The organism is Helicobacter valdiviensis, from assembly GCF_003245365.1.
Classification (GTDB): Bacteria; Campylobacterota; Campylobacteria; order Campylobacterales; family Helicobacteraceae; genus Helicobacter_D; species Helicobacter_D valdiviensis.
This window is the reverse complement of sequence record NZ_NBIU01000022.1, coordinates 17,103-36,924: the sequence shown is the minus strand read 5'-3', so window position 1 is coordinate 36,924 and position 19,822 is coordinate 17,103. Positions and strand designations below refer to the sequence as shown.

Annotated in this window: 20 protein-coding genes; 8 read left to right on the top strand and 12 right to left on the bottom strand. The window is 32.7% G+C overall.

Translation table 11 applies throughout. From position 1 onward, the window contains the following. Positions 1 to 647: 647 nt before the first annotated feature. From fdhD to B6S12_RS07520, 11 genes are all read right to left on the bottom strand, one after another. Positions 648 to 1,439, bottom strand: a complete 792-nt coding sequence (gene fdhD, locus B6S12_RS07575) for a formate dehydrogenase accessory sulfurtransferase FdhD (RefSeq protein WP_111230188.1) — start codon at positions 1,437 to 1,439, stop codon at positions 648 to 650. Next, positions 1,432 to 2,367 (bottom strand): formate dehydrogenase subunit gamma, encoded by a 936-nt coding sequence (locus B6S12_RS07570; RefSeq protein ID WP_245892604.1) that lies wholly within the window; start codon positions 2,365 to 2,367, stop codon positions 1,432 to 1,434. The genes fdhD and B6S12_RS07570 overlap by 8 nt, the downstream gene beginning before the upstream one ends. Before the next feature lie 10 nt (positions 2,368 to 2,377). Then, a complete protein-coding gene (gene fdh3B / locus B6S12_RS07565; RefSeq protein WP_111230186.1) occupies positions 2,378 to 3,007 on the bottom strand; it encodes a formate dehydrogenase FDH3 subunit beta in 630 nt (209 codons plus the stop codon). A 13-nt stretch (positions 3,008 to 3,020) separates the two neighbouring features. Beyond that, positions 3,021 to 5,840: a molybdopterin-dependent oxidoreductase gene (locus tag B6S12_RS07560; RefSeq protein WP_245892602.1), complete on the bottom strand. Its 2,820-nt coding sequence runs from the start codon at positions 5,838 to 5,840 to the stop codon at positions 3,021 to 3,023. 27 nt (positions 5,841 to 5,867) lie between these two features. Next, positions 5,868 to 6,062 carry a twin-arginine translocation signal domain-containing protein gene (locus B6S12_RS07550; RefSeq protein ID WP_111230183.1) on the bottom strand — a complete coding sequence of 65 codons (195 nt, stop codon included), beginning with the start codon at positions 6,060 to 6,062 and terminating at the stop codon, positions 5,868 to 5,870. Positions 6,063 to 6,132: 70 nt separating this feature from the next. After that, positions 6,133 to 6,732 carry a molecular chaperone TorD family protein gene (locus B6S12_RS07545; protein WP_111230182.1) on the bottom strand — a complete coding sequence of 200 codons (600 nt, stop codon included), beginning with the start codon at positions 6,730 to 6,732 and terminating at the stop codon, positions 6,133 to 6,135. An 11-nt stretch (positions 6,733 to 6,743) separates the two neighbouring features. Beyond that, positions 6,744 to 8,273, bottom strand: coding sequence for a 4Fe-4S binding protein (locus B6S12_RS07540; RefSeq protein WP_245892600.1), 1,530 nt, complete (start codon positions 8,271 to 8,273; stop codon positions 6,744 to 6,746). Between the two features lie 180 nt (positions 8,274 to 8,453). Next, on the bottom strand, positions 8,454 to 8,672 hold the full coding sequence (locus tag B6S12_RS07535; protein WP_111230181.1) for a type II toxin-antitoxin system RelB/DinJ family antitoxin: 219 nt from the start codon (positions 8,670 to 8,672) through the stop codon (positions 8,454 to 8,456). Positions 8,673 to 9,006: 334 nt separating this feature from the next. After that, positions 9,007 to 9,702, bottom strand: coding sequence for a uracil-DNA glycosylase (gene ung, locus B6S12_RS07530; protein ID WP_111230180.1), 696 nt, complete (start codon positions 9,700 to 9,702; stop codon positions 9,007 to 9,009). A 6-nt stretch (positions 9,703 to 9,708) separates the two neighbouring features. Continuing rightward, the gene (gatC, locus tag B6S12_RS07525) at positions 9,709 to 9,999 is read right to left on the bottom strand and encodes an Asp-tRNA(Asn)/Glu-tRNA(Gln) amidotransferase subunit GatC (RefSeq protein WP_111230179.1); all 291 of its coding nucleotides are present in this window, start codon (positions 9,997 to 9,999) and stop codon (positions 9,709 to 9,711) included. Between the two features lie 11 nt (positions 10,000 to 10,010). Continuing rightward, on the bottom strand, positions 10,011 to 10,658 hold the full coding sequence (locus B6S12_RS07520; RefSeq protein WP_181451001.1) for a TetR/AcrR family transcriptional regulator: 648 nt from the start codon (positions 10,656 to 10,658) through the stop codon (positions 10,011 to 10,013). Positions 10,659 to 11,046: 388 nt separating this feature from the next. Here B6S12_RS07520 and B6S12_RS07515 point away from each other — a divergent pair, with 388 nt between their 5' ends. Genes B6S12_RS07515 through B6S12_RS07490 form a run of 6 tightly spaced genes read left to right on the top strand, consistent with a single transcriptional unit; the run spans position 11,047 to position 16,009 of the window. Continuing rightward, positions 11,047 to 11,520 carry an RNA pyrophosphohydrolase gene (locus tag B6S12_RS07515; protein WP_111230177.1) on the top strand — a complete coding sequence of 158 codons (474 nt, stop codon included), beginning with the start codon at positions 11,047 to 11,049 and terminating at the stop codon, positions 11,518 to 11,520. Continuing rightward, a complete protein-coding gene (locus tag B6S12_RS07510; protein WP_111230176.1) occupies positions 11,520 to 12,725 on the top strand; it encodes an aspartate kinase in 1,206 nt (401 codons plus the stop codon). The genes B6S12_RS07515 and B6S12_RS07510 overlap by 1 nt, the downstream gene beginning before the upstream one ends. Then, entirely contained in the window at positions 12,726 to 13,271 is a 546-nt protein-coding gene (locus tag B6S12_RS07505; RefSeq protein WP_111230175.1) for a HobA family DNA replication regulator, read from the top strand. Further along, complete coding sequence (locus B6S12_RS07500) at positions 13,271 to 13,903, top strand: DNA polymerase III subunit delta' (RefSeq protein ID WP_111230174.1); 633 nt, start codon at positions 13,271 to 13,273, stop codon at positions 13,901 to 13,903. The genes B6S12_RS07505 and B6S12_RS07500 overlap by 1 nt, the downstream gene beginning before the upstream one ends. Further along, entirely contained in the window at positions 13,890 to 15,029 is a 1,140-nt protein-coding gene (gene folP / locus B6S12_RS07495) for a dihydropteroate synthase (protein ID WP_245892598.1), read from the top strand. The genes B6S12_RS07500 and folP overlap by 14 nt, the downstream gene beginning before the upstream one ends. Beyond that, positions 15,011 to 16,009, top strand: a complete 999-nt coding sequence (locus B6S12_RS07490) for a hypothetical protein (RefSeq protein WP_111230173.1) — start codon at positions 15,011 to 15,013, stop codon at positions 16,007 to 16,009. Before folP ends, B6S12_RS07490 begins: the two co-directional genes overlap by 19 nt. 230 nt (positions 16,010 to 16,239) lie before the next feature. Here the strand turns inward: B6S12_RS07490 and pgp3 are convergent, their stop codons facing one another. Beyond that, the gene (gene pgp3, locus B6S12_RS07485; protein ID WP_111230172.1) at positions 16,240 to 17,037 is read right to left on the bottom strand and encodes a peptidoglycan metallopeptidase Pgp3; all 798 of its coding nucleotides are present in this window, start codon (positions 17,035 to 17,037) and stop codon (positions 16,240 to 16,242) included. A 231-nt stretch (positions 17,038 to 17,268) separates the two neighbouring features. Here pgp3 and grpE point away from each other — a divergent pair, with 231 nt between their 5' ends. Both grpE and dnaK read left to right on the top strand, forming a co-directional pair. Next, a complete protein-coding gene (grpE, locus tag B6S12_RS07480; RefSeq protein ID WP_111230171.1) occupies positions 17,269 to 17,832 on the top strand; it encodes a nucleotide exchange factor GrpE in 564 nt (187 codons plus the stop codon). Between the two features lie 32 nt (positions 17,833 to 17,864). Then, entirely contained in the window at positions 17,865 to 19,748 is a 1,884-nt protein-coding gene (gene dnaK / locus B6S12_RS07475) for a molecular chaperone DnaK (RefSeq protein ID WP_111230170.1), read from the top strand. Positions 19,749 to 19,822 lie beyond the last annotated feature (74 nt).

Below are 19,822 nucleotides of genomic sequence, written 5' to 3'. Positions count from 1 at the left end.
GGCTTTAATGATAGTGAGGGGAATAAGATTAGAAGAGGAAGAAAAGTCTTTAGGGTTATTGGAGTTATTGGAAGAAGAATTATTAGAGTTAGAGTTATTAGAAGTATTAGAAGTATTAGAAGTAGAATTATTAGAAGAAGTATCAATGATTAAGGAGAGGTAGGAATTGCTGGTGTGCATGGGAGACCTTTAAAATATTATCAATGATTATAGAAAATTATAACACACAAATTTATTCTTGACAATAAAGACAAAATAAAATAGATAAGAAATAAATCTTTATAAATATTCTTTTATTCCTTAGTAATACTTTTATATTAGAGAATTTCTTTTAAGAGATAGAATGAATTAATCTTGATTAATATGTTACTTCTTGTAAAGTTATGGGCTTTTTAAAATCTTTTTAAAATTTTCTTGAGTGTTTATAAAATAATCTTGAAAGGATAAATTATAAAATCACTAAAATTGTCAAAAGTTTTTAAAAACTTTAGATTTTTTTAAAAGCATAATAGATATTATTTGGTTTTTAGTGTGGTGTTTAATGAGTGTGGAAGTTTGATTTTTGAGATATATCTAAATAAAATATAGTAATTTTTAGTAAAACACTTAAGGAAAATAGGAAAAATCTATTTGTAAGAGTTGATAGGCTAGGGGATAATTCTTCCACTATGGGTATAGAGATTTGCGCTATTGCCCCTTGCAAAGCCTATGAGTGTAACTCCACTTTCTTGAGCCGCTTTAATACCCATATAAGTTGCAGCGGCTTTTGAAACAATAATGGGGATATTGTGCATTACAGCTTTAATTACCATTTCTAGTGATAAACGCCCACTAACATAAAGAATCGCGTTAGTTTTGTTGAGATTTTTTAACATAGCTTTTCCCATTACTTTATCAATAGCATTGTGGCGTCCTATGTCTTCACTGATTAAAACTTCATTTTCTAAAAGCAACATTGCTTTATGCACACAACCTGTTTGAGAAAAAAGCTCACTTGGTTTTTCAAATTCGCGTAAGTTTTCAAAGATTTTTTGGCAAGAAACTTTTAGGGGAGTTTCTATGAAGCGTTCAATAATATGTCCTTCTAAATTTCCTGCCACACCCACACAGCAACCAGAAGTTAAAGTTTTTTCCCTAAAGAGATTTTTTAGATTTTCTTCATGGATTTTTGCTTCTATCCATACACTTTTACCCTCATCTTTTATTTGGATAGAATGGATTTGTTCTGGCTTATCAATTACGCCCTCACTAGTGAGAAACCCAACAATGTGATAATCTTGTTCTTGTGGGATACTCATTACTGAGAGTAATTTTTTTCCATTAAGATAAAAGGCTATCCTTTCTTCTTTGATGACATAATCGCTAAAATACTCACTAGCAGGGATAAACCCGCTAGGTGAAATTTTTTCAATAGGGAGTTTTAGGCTTTGATTATGCATTGATTTCTTTATAATAATAGCTATGCAAAATTGCAATTTCCTCTTCACCCATATGCCCATCTATAATAGAGCTTAAAGCTCCTTCAATCGCAAAGACAGCCATATAAATATGTGTGATTAAAAGTGCAATCACCAAAAAGCCTAAAACATTATGGATAAGCGCCATAGTTCTTAGGGTTTCAATATCGGCAAATTGGAAAAACATAAAAGCTCCAGAAATTGCCATCACAAAGCCACCCACTGTGCAAACCCAAAACCACATTTTTTGTCCTGCATTGAATTTTCCAGCAGGAATTGGTTTTTTTTCTTTGCTTAAATATCCGCCCATAATCATAAGCCATTGGATATCATAAAGCTTAAAAAGAGCAGGTTTAACCCACATTAAGAACATTAAAAATCCAAAAATTACAAATAAAATGGTAGCAATGCCATGAATATCCCGTGCAAAACGCACAAAAGCTCCACCGCCAAAATTGCTTCCAAAAATCATCACTAGCCCACTTAAAGTTAGCACTACAAAAGGAATTGCAGCAGCCCAATGCACAAAAATATTGTAGCTTGAGAAAACTTTAATTTTTTTGCCATGGGAGAATTTCTTTTGCCCCACAACAATAAAATGTGCTAAAAATGCCAAAGGAACTAACATTAAAATAGCTCCAAAAATAAGCGAAAAGTAATGCCCTTGCAAGAGGGTAAAAATCTCTCCCAAACCATTAGAGTTTGGAGAGCCAATACCCCAAGTCTTGATAGCTTCTACTTCAGGACCTCCATAGAGTTTTTTATTCATAGGATTTACCATAAGGCTATCATTGCCAGAGATTACCTCTGCATACTGCTTCCCGCCTTCTTGTGGAATGCTAGGGTTTGCACTAAATGCAAAAGTAGCAAAACCTAGACAAATTATTAAGATTCGCAAAATTGATTTCATAGGAATCCTTTTAGTTTCCATAAGCGGTTTTCCACACATTTGGAACAGCATTAGGGATATTTTCTCCTCTCATTGTTGCACGGTGTGTGATGATGTTTGCGACTTCTTCACTACTTCCTGCAAGCAATGCTTTTGTAGAACACATACTAGCACACATAGGAACTTTGCCTTCAGCAATTCTATTTTGTCCATAAAGTCTGTATTCTTCCTCACTATTGGTTTCTTCAGGACCACCTGCACAGAATGTGCATTTATCCATAGAACCACGGCTTTCAAATACTCCATTTTTAGGGAATTGCGGAGCACCAAAAGGACATGCATAAAGGCAGTATCCACAACCAATGCAAGTCTTTTTGTCGTGTAATACAATTCCATCTGCACGGATATAGAAGCAATCAACTGGGCAAACTTGTGCGCAAGGTGCATCAGCACAGTGCATACAAGCAATAGATACAGCACTTTCTTTACCTACTTGTCCTTCATTTAGAACAACAACCCTTCTTCTATTTACGCCCACAGGTAAGTGGTGTGCCTCTTTACAAGCAACATCACAACCATGGCATTCAATACATCTATTAGTGTCGCAATAAAATTTCACTCTTGCAAAATTTTGCAAAATATCTTGTGTAGTTTGACTCATATTCTATCCTTTCTTATGCTTTTTCTATGCGACAAAGACCGCATTTTGTTTCAGGACATGCTGAATTGTAATCAAAACCATAGCTTGAAATCATATTTGCAGATTCACCAATTACATAAGGTTTTGTGCCTTCTGGATAATTTTCTAATCTTGACTTGCCTTGATCCATTCCAGAGAAGTTTTGTGGTAGCCAAACGCTATTGTAATCTACTCTAGTAGAGATTTTTACAGGCACTAAGATTTTAGTTCCACCCGTTCCATGTAGCCAAACTTTATCTCCATTCACTACATTAAGCTCTGCGGCTCTATCAGGGTGGATTTCTACAAACATTTCACCTTCAACTTCAGCCAAATATTTAGCACTTCTTGTTTCAGCTCCTGTTCCCATATGGGCTACTAATCTTCCGCTAAGCATATTTACTGGGAATTCTTTAACCCAATCTTTCTCTTTTTGTCTTGTTTCGTATTTGATATTAGCTCTAAAGAGATTTTTCTTATCAGGGAAACTTGGATATTTACTAACTAAATCCCCTCTAAATGAATGGATAGGCTCTCTATGGAGTGGGATTTGATCATACCAATTCCAAACTTTTGCTCTAGCTTTTCCATTACCATAAGGGCAAAGTCCCGCTTCTAGTGCTTTTTCCACTAGGATATTATTACCAATTCCCATAGCAAAAGTAGTGCCTGCTACTGCTTGTTTTTCTTCTTCGGTTAATTTAATGCCTAAAGATTCTGCATTTGCAGCACTTACAGGTGCGTGTCCGCCTTCAAATTTTGCATTAGGCAATGAACGATCTGTTAGCATACTTTGCCCATCAGGACTTGTAACACCCCAATTTACACGGAAGCCCATACCACCACGCATTACAGGAATGCTATCGTTATACATTACAGGAGTTCCAGGGTGTTTATCGCTCCAGCAAGGCCATGGTAATCCATAATAATCACCTTTAAATGGACCTGTTCCTTCTAGAGTAACTTTATCAAACATATGCCAATTTTCTTGGTGTGCTTTTAGTCTTTCAGGACTCATTCCTTGCAAACCAATGCTTCTAATGCTTTGAGTTAGCTCTGTAGTTGCATCATCAGGCCAAATAAATTGATCGCGTCCTTTGCTTTTTGCAATATCATAAAGTCTCCATTGATACTCTTTTAAGAAACCTAATCTATCGGCTAAGCCAAATAAGAATTCCTCATCAGGGCGGCATTCAAAAAGAGGCTCCATAACCTTGCTTCTCCATTGATAGCTTCTATTGGTGGCGGCAACTGAACCTGCAGTTTCCATTTGTGAAGCAGCCGGAAGCATAAATAAGTTATCACTTCTATCGCTATAAATAGCTAAGTCATTTACATAAGGATCTACAAATACAACTAAATCTAGCATATCCATAGCTTTTTTCTGTAAATCTAGCAAGGACACTGTTGTCATACCAGAACCAATTACAACTAATGCTCTAAGCTTAGTGCCACCATTGTTTGCCATATTTTCATCATCTAAGACACCAAATTTCCAAGTAGAGTGTGCAAATCCGGTTTTTTCCATCATTTCTTTATCTTTGAAGCGTTTTAACATCCAATCATATTCTACGCCCCAATGTTTGCAGAAATGTTTCCAAGCAGGCTCACCAAGTCCATAGTATCCTGGAAGTGAATCAGCTAGGTTATTCATATCGCTTGCACCTTGAACATTATCATGGCCTCTTAAGATATTTACACCACCACCATTTTTACCAATATTGCCTAAGAACATTTGTAAGATTGGCATAATTCTTGTATTGCTTGTTCCTACTGTGTGCTGTGTTAAGCCTTGATTCCAAATAAGACTTGCAGGTTTTGCACTTGCCATCTCTTCAGCAATATGGCGAATCTCATCTGCTGGAATTCCACAAATATCTGCTGCTACTTCAGGTGGGAATTTCTTAGCTTCTTTGATGATTTCTTCATAGCCATAAACACGCTCTTTTAAGAATTTCTCATCATAAAGTTTGTTTTCAATAATGTGATTTAATAAACCATAAGCAAAGGCAATATCAGTTCCGCTTCTAATTCTGTGGAATTCATCACATTTTGCTGCAGTTTTTGTAAATCTAGGATCAATACAAACTAATTTAGCACCGCTTTCTTTTGCTCTTAAAATATGCACCATAGATACTGGGTGATTAACAGCAGGATTTGCTCCAATAATCAAAATATATTTTGAGAACATCATATCGCCAAGATGGTTTGTCATTCCACCATACCCAAATGTATTCGCCACACCAGCGACTGTCGGGCTGTGTCAAACTCTTGCGCAGTGATCTATATTATTTGTTCCAAAGAATGCTGCAAATTTTCTAATATAATAACTTTGCTCGTTAGAACATTTAGCGCTACCTAAGAACATTACAGCATCAGGTCCGCTTTCTTCTCTAATTTGCTTTAATTTTGTAGCAATTTTATCCATTGCTTCATCGTATTTTACTCTTGCCCATTTTCCACCAACTTTTTCTAATGGGTAGCGTAATCTTGTTTCACTTCTTGCCCTATCAATTAAGTCAGCACCTTTACAGCAGTGTCCGCCTTGAGAAACAGGGTGATCTTGTGCAACTTCTTGTCTAACCCAAACACCATCAACAACTTCAGCAACAATACCACAGCCCACAGAACAATGGGTGCAAATTGTTTTGATTTTTTGAGAGTTTGGATATCTCTCTTTTAGCTCTTGAGCGGTTGCAGGACGCATTGTTTTTTGGGTTTCACCTAAAGCAACACTAGCACCTGCTAAACTTCCAAGAGCGGTCATTTTCAAAAACGAACGCCTAGTTTGGCGTCTTTTGATAGCTTCGCTCATATTTTTTCCTTCTTTTACTTAAACTTCTTACTTAGCAACAGAATAATACATATCCCATTGTTTTGTTTTTTGATAGAGAATCTCTTCTTTTGGTGATTTGCCACGAACTAGATTCTCACTCGTCCCTTTTTTGCCACAACCTGCTAGCACAACGCTAACACCAGCAATAGCAACGGAAGTTTTTGTGGCGGTCTTTAGAAATTCACGCCTACTATTTTCCATGGATACTCCTTGGTTTTGAGATTTGGGATAATCCCATCAAGACTTTTAAAATTTAAAAGCCTTAATGGAATTATGCAAAAATATTTTCTTCAAATTTCAAAAAATCTTCCAAAAGATAAGAGAGAGTAGGATAAATCTTAGTATCTTTTCTTTCTTGGATTTCTTGGATTAATTTAAACATTGCCTCTTTTGAGAAATTAAAGACTTCTTTGGCTAACTTTTCATTATCTTTTTGTAAAAGATCTTTTAGAAAACCAAAAATAAAGCCAATATGCTCTTCGGTTTCTTTAAAAGTTTGTGTTTGCACTCTAATATCGCTTTCTCTAATAAAGGCGCGCATTTTTAAAAGACTTTCTCCGCCTATGCAATTTTCATAAAAATGAGAGAGATGCATTCCTACTTGTTTTTTGCCAAAAGGCAAGGCAAAAAGAGAGGAATATTCTTCTTGTAATGCTTTGTAATTATCTTGCAACATTCTTTCTAAAAGAATAAAGTTTTCTTCTCCTTCAGGACTTAAAGGAGATGTTTTTAAAAGAGAAATTTGCTCTTTTATTAGGCTTTCTCTTTCTTCTAAGAGTTCAAAAACAAATAAACCATAAAAAAAGTCATAATATAAAACTCTAGCATTTTTTAAATCTTGTAGTTCTTGAGTGCTTAAATTTTCTAGCATAACTTCTCCTTTTAGACTTTATTAGCAAACATAACTCTTACTTTGCAGTCAGGACAGCATTGTAAAGTGCGTAGCTTTTGTGGATCTTTAGAAAAAGAGGCACTAAGCATTGTAAAGATTTTATCAATGGATTTTTTAGTGGAGAAAGGTTTGCCACATTCTACACATAAGAAAGGTTCATCTTTAGCAAGCTCTCTGCTTTTAAAATAGTCTGGATTTAGTTCTAATCCATCACGGTTTAAATCCATAATCTTTTCAGGACAAGAATCTACACAATAGCCACAAGTGGTGCAAAGACTTGGATTAAAACGCAAGGAAAAATCATCACTTTTTGCAAAAATGGCATTAACATTACAAGCACCCACACAAGAAAGACAAAGAGTGCATTTATCTTTATCAATTTTAATATTTCCATAATACACAGGAGCCACGCTTTTAGCAATCCCAAAATCTTTGTCTTTAATGATGTATTGTAGTCTTTGTGCAAAAGATTCCCTATGGGGTTTGTTGTAGCGGTTTTTATAAAGATAACTTTCAAAAGAATTGATTTGTTGTGCGTATTCTTCAATTTCTTGTGGAGTTGATGCTTGAAGAATTGCATTTTTTTGGTAGGCATTTTGTGTGATATTGTTAATAAAGTCAATCATAGGTGCTTGGTGGTTAAAAACCAATAAATCATTCCCGCTTGTTTGGAGCATTGTTAAATAATCATTCTCATTTAGCATTTTGAGATTAGGCAAAATGAGTGGGGTGAGGTTTTGAGGTAGGGTGAAATTTAATCTTGCTAGATTTTCATAGGAGTCTAAATCGCATAAGAAAATTTTACTTTCTTTGTAAAGATCGATAATTTCTTCTAAACCCTCTTTAGGAAGATCTTCATAAGTTAGAGAACTTGTAGGGCAGACACCTACACAAGCACCACAACTTATGCAATCTATTGGAGAGAAAACAAGCTCCATTAAATTATCATTAGCACCCACGCCAAAAGTAGGGCAGATATCCGCACACTTTCCGCAATGCTTTTCGCGTCTATGATGGTATTGACAAGCATCATCTTTGTAAGTGATGATTTCTTTATATGAGAAAGTGCCAAGATTACTTTTTAGTGTGGCTAGAAGTGTGCTAGGATTGTCAAAATCTGCAACACTATAAATTCCGCGGAAGCGTAAAAGATTTTCATCATTTACAAATAAAACTGCTTGAGAGAATAAAATCTCTTCTTCATTGTTTAATTTTGCAACAAAATTTCCAAAACTACCATTAATAGAAGTTGCTTCTGAAAGCTCCACTAAGACTACTTCAAAATCTTGCATAGCATCTTTTTGAAAAAAATCAATAAGTGGGGGGATATTTCCTTCATCTTTGGCATAAAGGATTGCAAGAGAGTTGGAAATATTTGTGTGTTTATTGTTGTCTAATTTAAAGTCTTCAAAAATTTCTTGAGCTTTTTCTAAAATATCAAATTTTTGAGTATAAAATTGTTCTTGTTTGTCTAATACTAGATGCCCTAGAGGAAGAGAATTTTGTATATTAATTTCCATAAGAAAAAGCCTTTTTAAAATATTTTAGTAAAAATAATTTTAACTAAATCTACTCCGTATTTTACTCTTAATTCTAAAGAAAAGTCAATATTTTTTTAACATTTACATTATATTTATTTATATACAATAAAGGGAGTTTTATTTTGTAGGGTATAGCAAGCAATAAGTGGGAATTATTGCTTAGCTAGTTTTTTGGTGTTTTTTGTGATTTGTTTCTTCTAGTGTTGTATCACCACCGCGTATTTCAAAAGGAATAGAATTTTCTCTAATTACAGTTTTTGCAAAGATATTAAAAGCAGAACTAACATTTAATCCCATGGTTTCAACAATCTCTTCAAATTTTTTTTTGTCAGCCTTGTTCATTCTAAATGTTACATTAATATTTTCTGTTTTGTCCATAGCTATATCCTTTAAATTAATGAAATAAACATTAATATTATACTATAAAATTAAGGCAAAAATTTATAAAATTTTTTTTTTTTACCATAAAAATAACTTATTTTAAATACTTAAGCAAAAATTTCATAGTAACAGCTGAATTATAATATATTATTTAAAAATATTTCAATAGAAAAAGGGCAAAATATGTAAAAATAGTGCTTTTATTTTAAAAAAATACTCTTTTTTTAAAAAGATAAACATAAATTTTGTTTTTTAGAAGCTTAAAAATTATAAAATAATCATAACTTTAACAAAAAAAATTTATAGAAAAAAGCAATAATGCTGTGAAATTTTAAACAATACTCCAATTGATAGGAGAAATATTTTTAGAAATGAGATAAGCATTTGTTTTAGAAAAATGTTTGCAACCTAGAAATTTATTTCCTGCAAGAGGTGAAGGATGTGTAGCTTCTAAAATAAGATGCTTAGTGCTATCAATGAGAGATTTTTTACTTTTAGCATAATTCCCCCATAGTAAAAAGACAATATTTTCTTTTTTTTGGCTTATACATTGAATAACACTATCACTAAAGGTTTGCCAACCAAAATCTTTATGGGAACCTGGTTTATTTTTTTCAACACTTAAGATGCTATTTAGTAGCAAAACTCCTTCTTTTGCCCAAGGGCTTAAATCACCACTATTGGAAATGGGGATTTGTAAATCCTGCCATAACTCTTTGTAGATATTTTTTAAAGAGGGAGGGGGTATTATACCTTTAGGAACAGAAAAGGATAGACCCATAGCCTGATTTTCATTATGATAGGGATCTTGTCCTAAAAGCACCACTTTAACTTTATCAAAAGGAGTAAGATTAAAAGCATTGAATAAAAGAGGAGCAGGGGGGTATAAAATTGCACCACTCTTTTTGGCTAAAAGATATTGTTTCTTGATTTCAAGAAAGTAGGGAGATAGAAATTCCTCTTTTAAGACCTCTTTCCATGAAGGATGAATTTTGATATTATCTAAAGAGATTTCTATTTCCATAATGCTAAACTATTCAATAATTTTTGGCACAATAAAAAAGGATTCTTCGCTTAAAGGTGCGTGTTTTAAAACATCTTTTGCAATTTCTCCATTATTTTGTGGCAAGTCTTCACGCATAAAACCATTTGCATCTAACGGATTAAAGGAGGCAGGAATATCATTAAGTTCTAAAGAATTTATATTTTCTACGAAATTTACAATTTCACTTAGATTTTCTTTAGTTTCTTGCAGTTTTTGTTCCTCTAGGCTAATGCTACCTAATCTTTGCAGTTTATTTAAAAGTATATCATCAATTTGCATGGCATCTCCTTTTATTTTTGTGCTTCATTCCAAAGTAGGAAGATTTGCACGCAAGTATTTACATTATCTTCAATATCCTTTTGACTAGGAAGCTTAAAATTAGAATCTGTAATAGAAGTCCAAAGATAAGGAGTAATCAAAAGATTTAAGAATCGCTGAACGCTGTCTTTAAGATTAGCAAATTTTAGCTGATTTTTTTCTTGATAGAAGCGTAAGCCTTCTGTAAAGTATTGTTTGCTACTTTCTACACATACTGTATTAAAGGTTTGTAGCAAATCAGGATTTTTATACCCTTCAATCACAACTAATCTATGAAGTGCTATGGAGTTTTTAGAGACAATATTACTACATAGCTTCATTCCTAATTCCTTTAGATAATCCTCAAGGCTTAAAGAATGGTTTTGTAAATTTGCATGATTTTTTAGATAAGTTTCAAACTCTTCAATAAAATGAGCAACTGCTCTTGCAATAGATGCTTTAAAAAGATTATTTTTGTTTTGAAAAATTTCATAAATTGTAGCTAATGAGCCACCTGTTTCTTTTACAATCATTTGCAGGCTTGTTTTTTCATAACCATGTTCTAAAAAGATTTTGTAGGCAATATCTAAAATCCTTTCTTTTTTTGCTTGTTGTTTTTTAAAAAAAGTTTGTCTATGCAAAGAAATCCTTTTTGAATAAAATAATATTTTTTAATTTTAAAACAAAAGTTTTGTTAAAACTTGATTGATTTTATCAAAAACGAGCTTAAGTAATGGCAAATTAAACTATAAAATATTGTAAAGATAAGGTAAATATAAGTTAATAAGACTTATTAGATTAAGAATGTAAAGTTTTTATCCGCTAAAAATAAAATATCCTTGAAATATTTAGAGTAGGTTATATTGAATTTTCAAAGAAAGATAGTTATAATTTTACAAGAAATAGTGGCTTATCTTTAAAAAATAATAAAGTATAAGCATAAAATGATTAAAATTGTATTGTCAAGATTTAAGTTTATGAAAATTATAAGGCTTATAGAAGAGTTTTAGAAGTTTAGGAGTTTATAGAGTGAGAAAGGAAGCTAAGACTTATCGTCCCAATGTTGCAGCTGTGATACTTTCTTCTAAATATCCCTTAAATTGTGAATTATTTATTGCAAGTAGATCTGATATTAAAAATGCTTGGCAATTTCCTCAAGGTGGAATTGATAAAAGTGAAACCCCAAAAGAAGCACTATTTAGGGAATTAAAAGAGGAGATAGGCACAGATAAGGTGGATATTATTGCAGAATATCCAGAATGGATTAGTTATGATTTTCCCCCAGCTGTGGTTAAAAAGATGTATCCTTATGATGGGCAAATACAAAAATATTTTCTTGTAAGATTAAAAGAAAATAGTGTAATTAATATTAAAACAGAGGAGCCAGAATTTGATGAATATAAGTTTGTAGAAGCAGATAAGGTATTTGAGTATATTACTTATTTTAAGCGTCCTGTATATCGGCAGGTTTTAGAGTATTTTAAGAAAAAGGGGTATTTATAATGTTGGTGGTGCAAAAATATGGTGGAACAAGTGTTGGAGATTGTGAACGTATTTTAAATGTAGCAAAACGCGTAAGTGAAACCAAACAAAAAGGACATGGTGTTGTTGTTGTGGTTTCTGCTATGAGCGGAGAAACTGATAAGCTTTTAGGTTACACAAAGTTTTTTTCACGACTTCCAAATGTGCGTGAGAGTGATATGGTTTTAAGTGCGGGAGAGAGAATAACAAGTGCACTTTTGGCTATTGCGCTAGAAGAATTAGGATTTAAAGCAATTTCGCTTAGTGGTAGAGCAGCAGGAATTATTACAGATGATTCCCATACAAAAGCAAGAATTGAACATATTGATGTTACGCGTCTTAATACATTATTGGCAAAAGATTATATTGTTGTAGTAGCAGGTTTTCAAGGCGTAACAAAAGAAGGTGAGGTTACTACTTTAGGAAGAGGTGGGAGCGATCTCTCAGCGGTTGCATTAGCAGGAGCTTTAGGGGCGGATTTGTGTGAGATTTATACAGATGTAGATGGAGTATATACTACAGATCCACGCATTGAGCCTAATGCTAAAAAGATTGATAAGATTAGCTATGATGAAATGCTAGAGCTTGCTTCTATGGGGGCTAAAGTTTTGCTTAATCGTTCAGTTGAAATGGCAAAGAAGCTAAATGTGAATCTAGTGACAAGAAATAGTTTTAATTATAATGAAGGAACATTAATTACAAAGGAGCAAGAAATTATGGAACATCCAATAGTGAGTGGAATTGCATTAGATAAAAATCAGGCAAGAGTAAGTATTTGTAATGTGGAAGATAGACCAGGAATTGCAGCAGAGATTTTTGGTGCTTTAAGTGAAGCCAATGTAAATGTGGATATGATTGTGCAAACTATAGGCAGAGATGGAAAGACAGATTTAGATTTTACAATTCCAGAAGTAGAGTTAGAGAATGCAAAGCGTGTGCTTAAGAGTTTTGAAGGAAATGTAGAATCTATTGAGTATGATAAAGATATTGCAAAAGTTTCTATTGTAGGTGTGGGAATGAAATCGCATAGCGGTGTGGCTTCTAAAGCATTTAGAGCATTAGCAGAGGATAATATTAATATTATGATGATTAGCACAAGTGAGATTAAAATTTCTATGATTATCCGTTTAAAATATGCAGAACTTGCCATTAGAACACTACATAGCGTTTATGAGTTAGAAAAATAAATGCTAAATCTAACAGATTGGAGCACTAAAAATATCCGTCAGGATGAAAGCCATCCTACTTGGCTAGAAGAGCGTAAATATGAATGGATACCCTTATTAAAGGGTGTTATGTTTAGGCTTTTTGCAGGAGAAGCGTTGATTTTAGTAACAGATAGGGAGAGAGATTGGTTTGCAAACTATGTAGCTTATTCTGTTAATAAAACTAGTAGCCGTCCTTATTTGCCTATTTTGAGTATTAATGCACTTTTTCCACAAATTGATAAAGCCAAAGAAGAGGAATTGGAAATTGCACTTATTAATGACTATTTGGATAATCTTTTTGCTAAGAGGTGCTTTTTTTGGTATGTGGGCAAAAATAATTCCGCAAGAGCTAAGTTGGCATTAAGTCGTGAGGGTGGGTTTTTGTGGATTTTTGATGAAGAAATGCAAAATAGCTTTACTTTGCAATCTAGTGATAATCTAGTAGATATTAAACTTATGCAACTTTATCGCATTTTTAACCAAACGCTAGAGGCTGTGCTTTTAGGAAAGGTTAGTTTGGATTAATGGAAGTGTTTAAGATTTTAGAAGAAAATCACTTGGGTATTATTTTGCTTGTTAATCAGCCTATAGAAGAGGCTATAGAGTATCACAAGAAGCTAGGAGAGCAAAAATGCAAACTCTTTTGTGCAAATGATTTTAGTATTGAACTAGCACGCAATGTAATTGATGAGAGTTATATAGCAAGTAATAGTAAGGTGATATTAATTGCAGCACTTTCTTTTAATATTGCAGCACAAAATGCACTTTTAAAGATATTAGAAGAGCCCCCTAGTGGAGTAAAGTTTGTTTTGATTGCAAGACTTAAATCCTCTCTTTTGCCTACTATTAAATCACGACTGATTTTGTTAAACCATACTAAAAAACAACCTTTGCCTTCCTTTCCTATAGAAATAAATAATCTTAATTTGTCTTCTATTTATGAATTTTTAAAAGAAGTTTCTAAAAATCCTAATGATTATAATTTAAAAGAGCTTATACAAAGTCTTTATATGGATAGCTTGTCTTTAGGGCTTTCTAAAGAGGAATTAGAATATTTTGATAGGGCGATAAATTGGAGTGTGCAATATGAAAGACCTCATTATGTTTTAAGCACGCTTTTGCTTATGGTGCTTAGGGTAAAAAATGCAAAGAGGTGATATGTTTATTAAAAAGCTAAATAATGCAAAAGAAGAGTTGAAAAAAATAGGCTGTGAAGGAATGGGGTATGAGATTTTAAAAAATAAAGAAAAGATTCATTGTTTTTATATCTATGGTTTAAAAACACCAGCAGCAAATATTTTAAAACAAGAAGCTTTAGCATGTGGGGCAGATTTTGCACTTCCTAAAGATGCAATTTTATATAAAAAAGACACTTATGATGGTATTTTGATGTTGAGTATCGCGCAATCTAAGGCACTTTTAAAAAAATTATCCATACAGCCTTTTGGCTTAAAAGAATTGTCTCAAATTTTAAAAAATCATTTGAAAAATTATGAAAGACCTATAAAGTTTATGGGGATTATTAATGCAACTCCAGATAGCTTCTATGCTGATTCAAGAAAAAATACTAATGAGGCATGTTGCAAAATAGAAGAGCTAATAGAGCAGGGGGCAGATATTATTGATATTGGTGGGGCTTCAAGTAGGCCAGGGAGTGCATGGGTAGAACCTTATGAGGAAATAAGTCGTATTAAACCACTAGTGGATTTTATTAAAAGCAATTCCTTAGATAAAAGAGTAGATTTTAGCATAGATACTTATGAACCACAAGTGGCTAAAATGTGCTTGGAGAGTGGTTTTAAAATAGTGAATGATATTACAGGATTTACCAAAAAAGAAATGCTAGAGGTTGTTAGAGGTTATGAATGTGAATGCGTGGTAATGCATATGCAAGGAGAGCCACGCAGTATGCAAGATAATCCAACTTATGCAAATCTTTTTTTGGAAATTGATGATTTTTTTAAAAAACAAATTGAAGCGTTACAGAATAATGGAAATCATCATATTATTTTGGATGTTGGTATTGGTTTTGGTAAGAGTTTAGAGCATAATTGTGAGCTTATTAAGCATTTAGGGCATTTTTTGCATTTTGGTTTTCCTTTATTGGTGGGTGCTAGTAGAAAATCTATGATTAATGCAATTACTCCTTGTAGTCCAGAGGATAGACTTTCAGGAACTTTAGCAATCCATTTAGAAGCTATTAGGGGAGGAGCAAGCATTATAAGGGTGCATGATTTAAAAGAGCATTTGCAAGCTTATAAAGTATGGGAGGCGCTCCAGTGAGGGACAGAAAAGAACTCATTTGGCAATTAAAAAAACATGGGATAAAGGGCGATAAGCTTGAGGCTATGCCGACTAATGAGCTTGTAGAATTGTTTAAGCAAGAGAGCAAAAAACATCTTTTAGAGCATTTAGAATATGTTAAAAACAAGCAAAAAGAAGTTGTTTTAGAAGAGATTGAAGATAATCAATCTTTAAAAAAGCTCGGACAAATTAAACAGTTGCTTGCAAAAGAAGAACTAGAATTTATAAAGCTTTATGAATTGATTGAAGAATTTTTAGAAGATTATACACTAAATGAAGCAACAGATTTAATTTTAACCCAAACAAGCGATAGACGCTATAAGCAAGTTACTCAAATTGTGGAGCTATGTTTTAGAAGTTATCAAGAAAAATTGCTTAGCAGAATTGAGGAATTATGTTCTTCTTATCCGCAAGAAGAGTTAAGCGAGCAAATGAAGTTTTATAGTAAGAAACGCGAACATATTGCTTTTTTAAGAGATACTATTAAAAAAATGGAAGCAAATGGAACACAAGAGAAATTAAGCAATATGGCACAATATAAATTTCAAATTTTGAGAGATTACTATCCAGATTTTCTGTATGAAAATTATGAAAATTTTTATGAAGATGCAAATAAAAAAGAAAAGGTAATAGATAATATTTTAAAACTTACAAATGCTTATAAAAGAAAGGTGTTAAAAAATAAACGGCTTAAAACTTTAGAGCAGATTGAGCGAGTATTGATTAATGATCGCAATAAAGAAAGAGAAGAAAAGGTTTTAATTAAGCAATTTACTAAACGCTTTGCAGAAGTGATTGCAAGCGAAGATGAAGTAGCATTTGGATTAATTATTAAAGAGGCTTTAGAGGTTTTAGATGAAAGAGATGTGAGAAAGATTATTAACAATTTTGATTTAGGAAATAATCCTATGATGATACAACAATTAAACAATGCATTAAGAGGTAATAAGTCAAGATAAAGAAGATGTATTGGTTGTTTAAGATATTAAAAGTTTTTAAAATTTTTAGAGGAAACTTGCAGATGAAGTAATCTACTATATATGTTTTATTTATCAAGAACAAGTGTGTTTTGATAAAATAAATGGGGATTAATTAGGGATTATGAATTATTTGACTAGCATTTGCTATCTGTAGTAAAAAGCTCTCAAAAAATTTAGCTTAATGCGTTTATCCACAAAAAGCAATATATTTAGTTAAAAAGTGCATTGATTTTATAGATAAAATCTAAAGGATCTACTTGCACTCCATTTACCATAACTCCAAAATGCAGATGTGGCCCACTCACTCTTCCACTATTTCCGCTAAGTGCAATTAAGTCACCTTTTTTAATAATATCTCCTACTTTTACTTTTAGATTGCTACAATGATAATACATACTATAAATCCCTTCCCCATGATCTATGACTATGGATTTTCCTGCTAGAAATCTATCTTTTGCTAAAACAACTTTTCCATCATTAATGGCTTTAATAGGAGTGCCAATTTTGGCTCTAAAATCTGTTCCGCTATGGTAACTTCTAATCTCTTTGTTAAATACTCTAGCGCTCCCAAAAGGACTTGTAATCTTGCTATCCATTGGTAGTAAAAAAGGTTCATTCCAAAAACGCTTTTTAGTATAGCTATTGTAGATTTTTAACGCCTCTTCTCTTTCTAGTTTTATTCTTTTTAGGTTTTTTTGATTGGGTTTTGCCTTTTCTTTAGAAACTTGTATTTGTTCTTTTTTGTAATTGCCTTGAATAATTTCAAGGTTTTCGCCATTATTTAAATGGATGAGTTTGGGTTTTTGGTAATAGCCAATAGATAAGAGAGCTATTTTTAAGTGTGGGTTTTTGGGGTGGTTTATCCATTGCAAAGTTTTATTGTTCCAAGTGATAGGGGTGGGAGAAGCTTCTTTGGTGGTTAAAATATGTGTTGTACCATTAGCAACTTTTATAGAATTTGCAAATAAAAAACTTCCTAAGATTAAAAATAAAGCAAAAAAACGCATAAAAAATCCTTGAGACTAAAAATTTACAAAGCCTAACAAATTTTTGCTTAAAACTCTAAAAATAGGCATTTAAAATGATAATTAAATTTATTTTCTAAAGAAAGTTAAATTTTTTTATTAATTAAACTTGACAATATTAGACTAAAGTTATATAATTTTACTTGAATTTTTAGAGAAAACTAGCTAAAATTCTTTTTGAAAATTAAATTATTTTAAGGAGTGGAAGAAGAAATGCAAGAACAAGAAAAAGCAAATCTAGACACACAAGAAGAAAGCCAAGAAGCAAAAGAGGCTAGTGAGGTTTTAGAAGAGCAAGAAAATAACAAAGAAGATAAAGAAGTATTGCAAGAGAAAATTAAAGAATTAGAAGAAAAATATTTGAGAACCTATGCAGATTTTGAAAATACCAAAAAAAGACTGATGAGAGAAAAAGATCAAAGTCTAGAATATGCTTATGAGAAATTTGCAAAAGATTTACTCTCTAGTATTGATACGCTAGAAATGGCGTTAAAAAGCATTAAAGAAGCTAAAGAAAGCAATGAAGCTAATGAAATTTTAGGAAAAATTGAAGAGGGAATTGCACTCACTTTGGATAATCTTTTAAAAGCTTTAGCTAAGAATGGTGTGGAGCCAATTAGTATTGAGGGTGGATTTGATCCAAACTTCCACGATGCTATTATGCAAGTTGCAAGTGAAACTCATGAAAATGGGCAAATTGTAGCAGAACTGCAAAAGGGCTATAAATATAAAGAACGAGTTTTGCGACCATCAATGGTTAGCATTGCAAAAAACTAAAACAAACTAAAATTTTAAAGAAAGGATAAAATATGGGAAAAGTATTAGGAATTGACTTAGGAACAACAAATTCAGCAATGGCGGTTTTTGAGGGAAATGAAGGAAAAATTATCGCAAACAAAGAAGGTAAAAATACAACTCCTTCAGTAGTGGCTTTTACAGATAAGGGCGAGATTTTAGTGGGTGATCCTGCTAAAAGACAAGCAATCACAAATCCAGAAAAAACAATTTATTCCATTAAAAGAATTATGGGTTTGATGAGTAATGAAGAAAAGGCAGAAGAGGCTAAAAAAAGACTTCCTTATAAAATCGTAGATAGAAATGGTGCTTGTGCGATTGAAATTGCAGGGAAGGTTTATACTCCACAAGAAATTTCAGCAAAAATTTTGATGAAGCTAAAAGAAGATGCAGAAAGCTATCTAGGAGAAGAGGTTACAGAAGCAGTCATCACTGTTCCAGCGTATTTTAATGATGCACAAAGAAAGGCTACAAAAGAAGCAGGAACTATTGCAGGACTAAATGTATTAAGAATCATTAATGAACCTACAAGTGCAGCACTTGCTTATGGGCTAGATAAAAAACAAGCAGAAAAAATTGTAGTATATGATTTAGGTGGCGGGACATTTGATGTTACTGTGCTTGAAACAGGGGATAATGTAGTTGAGGTTCTTGCTACAGGTGGAGATGCATTCTTAGGAGGAGATGATTTTGATAATGCAATTATTGATTATATTGCAAAATCTTTTGAGGATGCAAATGGAATTAATCTTAAAAATGATGTTATGGCTCTCCAAAGATTAAAAGAAGCAGCAGAAAATGCTAAAAAAGAGCTAAGTAGTGCAGCAGAAACTGAAATTAATTTACCATTTATTACAGCAGATGCAAGTGGTCCAAAGCACTTGGTGGAAAAATTAAGTAGAGCTAAATTTGAAGCTTTGATTGAAACATACATTGATCAAACCATCAATAAAATTGATAGTGTAATTAAGGATGCTGATTTAAGCAAGAGTGATATTGCAGAAGTTGTTATGGTGGGTGGATCTACGAGGATACCAAAAGTTCAAGAAAGAGTGAAAGATTTTATTGGCAAAGAGCTTAACAAGTCTGTTAATCCAGATGAAGTTGTTGCTATTGGTGCTGCTATCCAAGGCGGTGTTTTAAAAGGTGATGTAAAAGATGTGCTTTTGCTTGATGTTACTCCGCTATCTTTAGGGATTGAAACTTTAGGTGGTGTAATGACTAAGATTATTGAGAGGGGCACTACAATTCCAGTTAAGAAAAATCAAGTGTTCTCAACTGCAGAAGACAATCAACCAGCAGTTACTATTCAGGTTCTTCAAGGTGAAAGAGAGCTTGCAAGAGATAATAAAGTGCTAGGTAATTTTGAGCTAAGCGGAATCCCAGCTGCTCCAAGAGGTGTGCCACAAATTGAAGTAACATTTGATATTGATGCAAATGGTATTTTAACAGTGAGTGCAAAAGATAAGGCAACAGGAAAAGCTCAAGAGATTAAAATTACAGGTTCTAGCGGTCTTTCAGATTCAGAGATTGAAAAAATGGTAAAAGATGCAGATTTGCATAAAGAAGAAGATAAAAAGAAAAAAGAAATTATTGAAGTAAGAAATCAAGCAGATAGCCTAGTGTATCAAACACAAAAGAGTCTCAATGAAATGAAAGATAAAATTGATGCAAGTGAGGCAGAAAAGATTCAAAATGCCATTAATGCATTGCAAGAAACTTTAAAGAATGAAAATGCTTCCAAAGAAGAAATTGAAGCTAAAGTAAAAGAGCTAACAGAAGCAAGTCATAAACTAGCAGAAGCTATGTATAAAAACGAGCAAGCAGGGCAGAATGCAGGTGGTGCAAATCAGAACAATAAAAAAGACGATGATGTTATTGATGCTGAAGTAGAATAATTTTTGAACCAAGAAATCTCTTTCTTGGTTTGTATGTGAAAAATAAGATTAAACTTCTAGAATTTGCTAGGGTT